This window comes from Vibrio metschnikovii CIP 69.14 (assembly GCF_000176155.1).
In the GTDB taxonomy this organism is placed as follows: Bacteria; Pseudomonadota; Gammaproteobacteria; order Enterobacterales; family Vibrionaceae; genus Vibrio; species Vibrio metschnikovii.
In genome coordinates, this window is record NZ_ACZO01000008.1 from 193,213 (window position 1) to 203,374 (window position 10,162).

General features: G+C 46.8%; 5 protein-coding genes, 1 tRNA gene and 2 rRNA genes. 4 read left to right on the forward strand and 4 right to left on the reverse strand.

Going from position 1 to position 10,162, the window contains the following annotated elements; translation table 11 throughout:
• Window positions 1-34: 34 nt before the first annotated feature.
• The 3 genes from VIB_RS16290 to ubiK all read left to right on the forward strand — a co-directional run bounded on the left by VIB_RS16290 (window position 35) and on the right by ubiK (window position 4,649).
• On the forward strand, window positions 35-1,141 hold the full coding sequence (locus VIB_RS16290) for an efflux RND transporter periplasmic adaptor subunit (protein ID WP_040905713.1): 1,107 nt from the start codon (window positions 35-37) through the stop codon (window positions 1,139-1,141).
• An 11-nt stretch (window positions 1,142-1,152) separates the two neighbouring features.
• On the forward strand, window positions 1,153-4,278 hold the full coding sequence (locus VIB_RS16295; RefSeq protein WP_004397518.1) for a multidrug efflux RND transporter permease subunit: 3,126 nt from the start codon (window positions 1,153-1,155) through the stop codon (window positions 4,276-4,278).
• A gap of 119 nt (window positions 4,279-4,397) precedes the next feature.
• Window positions 4,398-4,649 (forward strand): ubiquinone biosynthesis accessory factor UbiK, encoded by a 252-nt coding sequence (ubiK, locus tag VIB_RS16300; protein WP_004397519.1) that lies wholly within the window; start codon window positions 4,398-4,400, stop codon window positions 4,647-4,649.
• 121 nt (window positions 4,650-4,770) lie between these two features.
• Here ubiK and ilvC read toward each other — a convergent pair whose 3' ends face one another.
• Entirely contained in the window at window positions 4,771-6,255 is a 1,485-nt protein-coding gene (ilvC, locus tag VIB_RS16305; RefSeq protein WP_004397520.1) for a ketol-acid reductoisomerase, read from the reverse strand.
• A 136-nt stretch (window positions 6,256-6,391) separates the two neighbouring features.
• Here ilvC and ilvY point away from each other — a divergent pair, with 136 nt between their 5' ends.
• The gene (ilvY, locus tag VIB_RS16310; protein ID WP_004397521.1) at window positions 6,392-7,279 is read left to right on the forward strand and encodes an HTH-type transcriptional activator IlvY; all 888 of its coding nucleotides are present in this window, start codon (window positions 6,392-6,394) and stop codon (window positions 7,277-7,279) included.
• A gap of 91 nt (window positions 7,280-7,370) precedes the next feature.
• On the opposite strand, the gene VIB_RS16315 is transcribed toward ilvY, so the two are convergent.
• From VIB_RS16315 to VIB_RS16325, 3 genes are all read right to left on the reverse strand, one after another.
• Window positions 7,371-7,447, reverse strand: a tRNA-Asp gene (locus VIB_RS16315).
• Window positions 7,448-7,533: 86 nt separating this feature from the next.
• Window positions 7,534-7,649: ribosomal RNA gene (gene rrf / locus VIB_RS16320) — 5S ribosomal RNA — on the reverse strand.
• Window positions 7,650-7,736: 87 nt separating this feature from the next.
• Window positions 7,737-10,162, reverse strand: a 23S ribosomal RNA gene (locus tag VIB_RS16325); the annotation flags it as partial.

Below are 10,162 nucleotides of genomic sequence, written 5' to 3' on the forward strand. Positions count from 1 at the left end.
CGTCATTCAACATTAACTTGGAGTTCTCACCAGAATGAAAAAGTGGACATTATTTATGTTACTTATCGTGGTGCTGCTATTTGGTAGCGTGATAGGTTTCAATCTGTTTAAACAGCAAAAAATCGCTGAATTTATGGCCAATCGACCTGAAGCAGAATTTCCGGTAACGGTCACGGAGGTCAATGCGGTTGATTGGGTACCCGTGATTGAAGCCATTGGTTTTATTGAGCCGAATCAAGGCGTCACTCTAACGACAGAAACCAGTGGCGTGATTGATCGCATCTTGTTTGAATCAGGCGCTCAAGTAGAAGAAGACCAACCATTGGTAATGCTTGACTCTGCCGTCGAACAAGCCAATTTAAAGAGCTCAAAAGCTCGACTCCCTGCCGCAAAAGCCAAATATGAGCGCTACAAAGGTTTGTTCAGTAAAGGGTCAATATCTAAAGAAGCTCTTGATGATGCTGAAGCCAGTTACTACTCTCTCGCTGCCGATATCGAAAGCTTAAAAGCCGCTATCGCTCGCCGCGAAATTAAAGCACCTTTTGCTGGCGTAGTGGGTATTCGTAATGTCAATCTCGGTCAATATTTACAACCCGGCACTGACATCGTACGCCTAGAAGACACCACCGTCATGCGTCTACGTTTTACCGTGCCACAAACTGATATTTCCCGCATTTTCATCGGACAAAATGTTGATATTTTTGTCGATGCTTATCCTGACGATTCGTTTAAAGGCTCGATCACGGCGATTGAACCTGCCGTTAGCGTGCAAAGTGGTTTGATTCAAGTTCAAGCGGATATCCCTAATAGCGATGGTAAATTACGCAGTGGTATGTTTGCTCGCTCGCACATCATCTTACCAACACTAGAGAATCAGGTGACTCTGCCTCAAACCGCCATCACCTTTACACTCTATGGCGATAGTGTGTTTGTGTTGACTAAAGATAAAGGTGAACAACGTGTCGAACAAAGAGTCATCAAAGTTGGTGAACGTACTCGTGACATTGCTCATATCCTCGAAGGCATAAATCCTGGGGATGTCGTTGTCACTACAGGGCAAGTTCGTTTAAGCAATGGCGTGAAAGTACGTATCGTAGAAAGCGATGCGACGACTCCACCAGCCAAAACACCGATGCTGTAACCGGAGGAATTATGCGCTTTACTGATGTTTTTATTAAACGTCCAGTTTTAGCGGTATCGATCAGCTTTTTGATTGCATTGCTTGGTTTGCAAGCGATGTTCAAAATGCAAGTGAGCGAATACCCTGAAATGACCAATACGGTGATTACGGTCTCTACCAGTTATTACGGTGCCAGTGCCGACTTGATTCAAGGCTTTATCACTCAGCCATTAGAACAAGCGGTGGCTCAAGCCGATAATATTGACTATATGACGTCTCAATCGGTGTTAGGTAGCTCCAAAATCACCGTTTACATGAAACTCAATACTGACCCGAACGCAGCATTGGCAGATATTTTAGCCAAAACCAACTCGGTTCGCTCTCAGCTGCCAAAAGAGGCCGAAGATCCATCGGTCAGTATGTCGACAGGTTCAACAACTGCAGTGTTGTATCTGGGTTTCACTAGTAATGAACTTGATTCCAGTCAGATCACCGATTATTTACAACGGGTGATTAACCCTCAGCTGTACGCAATTAATGGTATTTCCAGTATCGATCTGTACGGGGGCATGAAATATGCCCTACGAGTGTGGTTAGATCCGGCAAAAATGGCGGCGTTTAATCTAACCGCGAAAGATGTCATGGGCGTATTGAGCGCAAATAACTATCAATCGGCGACAGGTCAAATCACCGGTGAGTTTGTGCTGTTTAATGGTAGTGCTGACACTCAAGTCTCTAGCGTTGAAGAACTCAAAAACCTTGTCGTAAAGACCGACTCTAGCAATATTATTCGTCTGGCTGACATTGCCAAAGTCAGCTTAGCGAAGAGTCATGACAGCTACCGTGCGAGTGCTAATGGGCAAGAAGCGGTTGTTGCAGCAATTAATGCCGCGCCAAGCGCTAACCCCATTAATATTGCCAAAGATGTTCTTGATGTTCTGCCTGAGCTTGAGCGCAATATGCCAAGCACGATAAAAATGAATGTCATGTATGACTCTACGGTAGCAATTAACGAATCCATTCATGAGGTTATCAAAACCATCATTGAAGCGGCGTTAATTGTACTGGTGGTGATCACGCTATTCTTAGGATCGCTGCGAGCGGTGATTATTCCCATTATTACCATTCCGCTATCACTGATTGGTGTTGCTATGGTGATGCAAGCGATGGGATTCTCATGGAACCTGATGACGCTGCTCGCGATGGTGTTGGCGATCGGTCTGGTGGTTGATGATGCGATTGTCGTACTGGAAAACATTGACCGGCATATTAAAGAAGGAGAGTCACCGTTTCGAGCGGCGATTATCGGTACTCGGGAAATCGCGGTTCCAGTCATTTCGATGACTTTAACGCTAGGTGCGGTGTATGCTCCGATCGCTTTAATGGGCGGGATCACTGGTGCATTGTTTAAAGAGTTTGCGCTAACCTTAGCTGGCGCGGTGTTTGTCTCTGGTATTATTGCCTTAACCTTATCACCGATGATGTGCTCGAAGATGCTCAAAGCCAATGAAATACCGAGCAAATTTGAACAAACCGTGCATCATCTACTCGATAAGTTAACTCAGCGCTATGATCGCATGTTGCAAGCGGTGATGTTGCATCGCCCAGTCGTGATTGCCTTTGCGATCATCGTGTTTGCGAGTCTACCCGTTTTATTTAAATTCATTCCTAGTGAACTGGCCCCATCGGAAGATAAAGGGGTAATCATGCTACTCGGTACTGGACAATCGAACGCTAACTTAGATTACCTATCGAATACGATGCATGAAGTGAATAAAATTCTCTCTGATCAGCCAGAGGTACAATTTGCTCAAGTGTTTACCGGGGTTCCAAATTCTAACCAAGCGTTTGGTATTGCTTCAATGTTCCCTTGGAGCGAACGTCAAGCCAGTCAAGCAGAGGTGACGAAACGTGTCGGTCACTTAGTGCAAGATATTCCCGGCATGGCGGTAACAGCCTTCCAAATGCCTGAGTTACCCGGCGCGGGTTCTGGGTTACCGATTCAATTTGTCATCACTACGCCTAACGCATTTGAGAGCTTGTTCACCATTGCCAGTGATGTATTAACACAAGTCAAAGCCAGCCCACTCTTTATCTATTCGGATTTGGATCTGAACTACGATTCCGCGACGATGAAAATCAACATCGACAAAGATAAAGCGGGCGCTTACGGTGTGACCATGCAAGATATTGGTATGACGTTAGGGACCATGATGGCCGATGGCTATGTTAACCGTATTGACTTAGATGGCCGCTCTTACGAGGTCATTCCGCAGGTCGAGCGTAAATATCGCCTTAACCCTGAATCAATGAAAAACTACTTTGTACGAGCTTCCGATGGCAACATGATCCCATTGGGCAGCTTGATCACCATTGATGTGGTCGCTGAGCCGCGCTCACTGCCTCACTTTAATCAGTTAAATTCCGCAACGGTTGGTGCGGTACCCGCACCAGGTACGGCAATGGGTGATGCCATCGCTTGGTTTGAAAACATTGCTGAAACTCAACTGCCTAAAGGCTATAGCCATGATTATATGGGCGAAGCACGGCAGTACGTAACCGAAGGCAGTGCCCTGTATGTAACTTTTGGTTTAGCATTAGCGATCATCTTCTTGGTCTTAGCGATTCAGTTTGAATCGATTCGCGATCCATTAGTGATCATGGTATCTGTACCTTTAGCTATCTGCGGCGCGCTGATCGCCCTGGCGTGGGGAGCATCAACCATGAATATCTACTCGCAAGTCGGGTTAATCACTCTGGTCGGTTTGATTACTAAACACGAGATTTTGATTTGTGAGGTGGCCAAAGAAGAGCAGTTACATAATAAGCTGAGTCGTATTGATGCTGTAATGGCTGCGGCCAAGGTTCGTCTACGTCCAATATTGATGACTACAGCGGCGATGATTGCAGGCTTGATACCATTGATGTATGCCACGGGTGCCGGAGCCGCACAACGCTTTAGTATTGGTATTGTGATTGTCGCGGGTCTCTCGATTGGTACTCTGTTTACGCTATTTGTTCTTCCAGTGATTTATAGCTATTTAGCGGAGAAACACAAACCTCTTCCTATCTTCGTTGAAGATAAAGATCTAGAGAAACTCGCACGGATTGATGAAGCGAAAGCCGCTCAGCGACAACTAGCAGAAAACCGCTCATAAAAGCCTCTTCTCTTATCTATCGTAAAAGGCCACAAACGTGGCCTTTTTTATTGGCTAAGTAACGACTTTTAACCATGAATTGCATAGAATAGCGGCAATAAATAAGGAGAGACTACCCAATGTTTGATCCCAAAAAACTAGAACAAATTGCTAAACAAATCCACGACTCAATGCCTCAACCCGTCAAAGAACTCGGCTCTGATGTCGAACAGAAAGTTCGCCAGGTGATTCAAGGACAACTGAATAAGCTGGACATGGTTAGCCGAGAAGAATTTGATGTGCAAACGCAAGTCTTACTACGTACGCGTCAAAAGCTCAGCGATATGGAGCAGAAACTTAACGAGCTGGAAGCGAAACTTAGCGAAAAATAAATAGCGTTAACTGGGAAATGTGAACCGGAAGGAAAAAGTGGGGCTTCGTGTATCACTCAGCCCCTTTATTATATTTTTATGTTGTTGTGTTTGCTGTGTTGCTCTTTACTGTGACTAGCGGTTAATCACCAACCGCGATACGCTTCATATCTTGCATATAGCCACGAAGTTCTTCACCAATATATTCAACTGGATGGTTGCGAATCGCACTATTAACTTCAATTAACGTTGCGTTATCGACTTGATTGGAAACCGCACCCAGCCCCTTGCCAATCACATCGGTACTTACTGAAGGCATAAATTGCTCACGCAGCAATGGTGTGGCGACGTTGGCAAATAAGTAATTACCATACTCAGCAGTATCCGAAATCACTACGTTCATTTCATACAAACGCTTACGGGCAATGGTATTGGCAATCAATGGCAGCTCATGTAGTGATTCATAATAAGCCGATTCGTCGATAATTCCTGACGCTGTCATCGCCTCAAAGGCTAGCTCAACCCCTGCACGAACCATCGCAATCATCAGAATGCCATTATCAAAATACTCTTGCTCAGCAATTTTGATGTTCGAATCAGGATAATTTTCAAAGGCGGTTTGTGCCGTTTCGGCGCGCCACCCCAGTAGCTCAGCATCATCATTCGCCCAGTCAGCCATCATAGTCCGAGAGAAGTGACCAGCAATAATGTCGTCCATGTGTTTGTTATACAGTGGGCGTAATAAATCTTTCAGTTGCTCTGACAACTCAAAAGCTTTTACTTTAACTGGATTTGATAAGCGATCCATCATATGAGTGATACCGCCAAACTTGAGTGCTTCTGTGATGGTTTCCCAACCATATTGCAGTAGTTTTCCGGCATAACTTGGGTCAACGCCTTCAGCAACCATCTTTTCATAACAGACAATTGAGCCCGCTTGTAACATCCCACAAAGAATGGTTTGTTCACCCATTAAGTCAGATTTAACTTCTGCAATAAACGAAGATTCCAAGCACCCAGCACGATGGCCCCCCGTTGCCGCCGCCCACGCTTTAGCAATTTCCCAGCCTTCGCCTTGAGGATCATTTTCCGGATGGACCGCAATTAAGGTAGGAACGCCAAAGCCACGCTTATACTCTTCACGAACTTCCGTTCCTGGGCACTTAGGTGCGACCATCACGACCGTAATATCTTTGCGGATCTGCATGCCTTCTTCGACAATATTGAAACCATGAGAATAACCAAGTGCTGCCCCTTGTTTCATTAGTGGCATAATACTTTCTACCACGTTAGTGTGTTGCTTATCTGGGGTTAGGTTAATCACTAGATCCGCCTGCGGAATCAGTGTTTCATAGCTACCGACTTGAAAACCATTACTTTGCGCATTCTTATAGGATTGACGTTGTTCATCAATCGCCGCTTGACGTAAAGCATAGGCAATATCAAGTCCAGAATCACGCATATTTAGGCCTTGGTTCAGGCCCTGAGCACCACACCCTACAATGACTATTTTCTTACCTTTCAGATAATCGGCTTCTGACGCAAATTCTTCTCGGGCCATAAATCGGCAACGACCCAACTGATCGAGCTGTTCGCGTAAATTTAATGTGTTGAAATAGTTAGCCATTGGGCGCTCCTTGATGATGATCCATACGGTCGGTGGTCATACACCGAATAGCTTTCATAGTAGTGCATGAACATCATTGCTTAAAGTGATATATTCACAAGTAGTAATTGCAATAAATGCAACAATGGCGGAATTGATGAACATAAAAACCCTGCAGCTATTTGTACACCTCTGTGAGCATAAAAACTTTAGTAGTACCGCAAAAGCATTGCATGTCAGCCCTTCAGCACTGAGTCGACAAATTCAAAAGCTCGAGGACGAGATTGGTCACAGTTTGTTTGTTCGCGATAATCGAAGTGTTGAGATCACCCCATCTGGCTATAAACTCTTACCTGTCGCCCAGCGTATGCTTAATGACTGGCGACAACTACAATTACAACTCAATGAACAGCACAGTGAACTGAAAGGTGAAATTCGTTTATTTTGCTCGGTCACTGCCAGTTACAGCCACTTACCTGATTTACTCAATGCTTTTCGTCTCCAACATCCTTATATTGAATTCAAATTACTCACCGGCGATCCAGCTCAAGCGATTGAAATTATTCTTGAAGATGAGGCGGATATTGCCATTGCAGCCATCCCTGACAATGTGCCTTCAAGGCTTGAATTCGCTACGATCAGTGAAATACCGCTGTCAGTGATCGCCCCTACAGGGATCAGTCACTTTTTAGAAGAGCTGCAAAAAGAGTTTCCCGATTGGAACCAAATACCCTTTATTGTTCCTGAGGCAGGGACAGCACGAGAGAGAGCAAACAGTTGGTTTAAGAAAATGAAGATTAAACCCAATATCTATGCACAAATCGCCGGACATGAAGCGATCGTGAGTTTAGTCGCATTAGGTTGTGGCGTTGGCGTGGCCCCAGATGTCGTGATCAACAATAGTCCACTCAGAGATAAGGTGCAAAAACTCTCTGTATTACCGATAAAGCCTTTTAAATTAGGGGTCTGTTGCAAACGTTCTCAGCTCGATGATCCATTGGTAAGGGCATTATGGCGAGTGATCAGCGACTTCCAAAGCGGTTGATGAGTAGAGATAGGACCAAGTTCTGCTCGTTATTTCTCAGTTCAGCTCATACAAAAAATCCCTAGCATTGCTGCTAGGGACTCTTTATCAGTGGCGGAGCGGACGGGACTCGAACCCGCGACCCCCGGCGTGACAGGCCGGTATTCTAACCAACTGAACTACCGCTCCACATTGTCTTGTTACTCGATAAAGTCTGATTGGCTGCTTTATTGAGTTTTTGTCTTCAGACCTTAAGTCTAAAAACCAGTATTAAAGCCTGGCGATGTTCTACTCTCACATGGGGAGACCCCACACTACCATCGACGCTGTTTCGTTTCACTTCTGAGTTCGGCATGGGATCAGGTGGGTCCAAAACGCTATGGTCGCCAAGCAAATTTGGTTAATTCGGAAAGCTGTTTTTCATTCTCTACACATTCAATGCACTTCTTTGAGTCCACCAAAACCCCTTGGGTGTTGTATGGTTAAGCCTCACGGGCAATTAGTACAGGTTAGCTCAACGCCTCACAGCGCTTACACACCCTGCCTATCAACGTTCTAGTCTCGAACAACCCTTTAGGACACTTATAGTGCCAGGGAGAACTCATCTCAGGGCTCGCTTCGCGCTTAGATGCTTTCAGCGCTTATCAATTCCGAACTTAGCTACCGGGCAATGCCACTGGCGTGACAACCCGAACACCAGAGGTTCGTCCACTCCGGTCCTCTCGTACTAGGAGCAGCCCCCTTCAATTCTCCAACGCCCACGGCAGATAGGGACCGAACTGTCTCACGACGTTCTAAACCCAGCTCGCGTACCACTTTAAATGGCGAACAGCCATACCCTTGGGACCGACTTCAGCCCCAGGATGTGATGAGCCGACATCGAGGTGCCAAACACCGCCGTCGATATGAACTCTTGGGCGGTATCAGCCTGTTATCCCCGGAGTACCTTTTATCCGTTGAGCGATGGCCCTTCCATTCAGAACCACCGGATCACTATGACCTGCTTTCGCACCTGCTCGAACCGTCATTCTCGCAGTTAAGCGGGCTTATGCCATTGCACTAACCTCACGATGTCCAACCGTGATTAGCCCACCTTCGTGCTCCTCCGTTACTCTTTGGGAGGAGACCGCCCCAGTCAAACTACCCACCAGGCACTGTCCGCAACCCCGATTAGGGGCCAACGTTAGAACATCAAAACTACAAGGGTGGTATTTCAAGGTTGACTCCACGCAAACTAGCGTCTGCGCTTCAAAGTCTCCCACCTATCCTACACATGTAGGTTCAATGTTCAGTGCCAAGCTGTAGTAAAGGTTCACGGGGTCTTTCCGTCTAGCCGCGGGTACACTGCATCTTCACAGCGATTTCAATTTCACTGAGTCTCGGGTGGAGACAGCGTGGCCATCATTACGCCATTCGTGCAGGTCGGAACTTACCCGACAAGGAATTTCGCTACCTTAGGACCGTTATAGTTACGGCCGCCGTTTACCGGGGCTTCGATCAAGAGCTTCGACTTGCGTCTAACCCCATCAATTAACCTTCCGGCACCGGGCAGGCGTCACACCGTATACGTCATCTTGCGATTTTGCACAGTGCTGTGTTTTTAATAAACAGTTGCAGCCACCTGGTATCTGCGACTCTCAATAGCTCCATCCGCAAGGGACTTCACCGTCAAGAGCGTACCTTCTCCCGAAGTTACGGTACCATTTTGCCTAGTTCCTTCACCCGAGTTCTCTCAAGCGCCTTGGTATTCTCTACCCGACCACCTGTGTCGGTTTGGGGTACGATTTCTTATGAACTGAAGCTTAGAGGCTTTTCCTGGAAGCAGGGCATCAATGACTTCACTGCCGTAGCAGCTCGACGTCGTGTCTCAGCCTAACAAGAAACCGGATTTACCTAGTCTCTTAGCCTACGCACTTGAACCTGGACAACCGTCGCCTGGCCCACCTAGCCTTCTCCGTCCCCCCATCGCATTCATAAGAAGTACGGGAATATTAACCCGTTTCCCATCGACTACGCCTTTCGGCCTCGCCTTAGGGGTCGACTTACCCTGCCCCGATTAACGTTGGACAGGAACCCTTGGTCTTCCGGCGGGGAGGTTTTTCACCCCCCTTGTCGTTACTCATGTCAGCATTCGCACTTCTGATACCTCCAGCAAACCTTACAGTTCACCTTCAACGGCTTACAGAACGCTCCCCTACCCAATACGATAAATCGCATTGCCGCAGCTTCGGTGTATTGCTTAGCCCCGTTACATCTTCCGCGCAGGCCGACTCGACTAGTGAGCTATTACGCTTTCTTTAAATGATGGCTGCTTCTAAGCCAACATCCTAGCTGTCTAAGCCTTCCCACATCGTTTCCCACTTAGCAATACTTTGGGACCTTAGCTGGCGGTCTGGGTTGTTTCCCTCTTCACGACGGACGTTAGCACCCGCCGTGTGTCTCCCGGATAGTACTTACTGGTATTCGGAGTTTGCAAAGGGTTGGTAAGTCGGGATGACCCCCTAGCCTTAACAGTGCTCTACCCCCAGTAGTATTCGTCCGAGGCGCTACCTAAATAGCTTTCGGGGAGAACCAGCTATCTCCGAGTTTGATTGGCCTTTCACCCCTAGCCACAAGTCATCCGCTAATTTTTCAACATTAGTCGGTTCGGTCCTCCAGTTGATGTTACTCAACCTTCAACCTGCCCATGGCTAGATCACCCGGTTTCGGGTCTATATCCAGAGACTGAACGCCCAGTTAAGACTCGGTTTCCCTACGGCTCCCCTATTTGGTTAACCTTGCCACTGAATATAAGTCGCTGACCCATTATACAAAAGGTACGCAGTCACCCCATTAAAGAGGCTCCTACTGCTTGTACGTACACGGTTTCAGGTTCTATTTCACTCCCCTCACAGGGGTTCTTTT

Bases quoted from the DNA above. Each gene is read 5' to 3' on its own strand.
- VIB_RS16290 (WP_040905713.1), top strand. From the start codon at position 35: ATGAAAAAGTGGACATTATTTATGTTACTTATCGTGGTGCTGCTATTT.
- VIB_RS16295 (WP_004397518.1), top strand. From the start codon at position 1,153: ATGCGCTTTACTGATGTTTTTATTAAACGTCCAGTTTTAGCGGTATCG.
- ubiK (WP_004397519.1), top strand. From the start codon at position 4,398: ATGTTTGATCCCAAAAAACTAGAACAAATTGCTAAACAAATCCACGAC.
- ilvC (WP_004397520.1), bottom strand. From the start codon at position 6,255: ATGGCTAACTATTTCAACACATTAAATTTACGCGAACAGCTCGATCAG.
- ilvY (WP_004397521.1), top strand. From the start codon at position 6,392: ATGAACATAAAAACCCTGCAGCTATTTGTACACCTCTGTGAGCATAAA.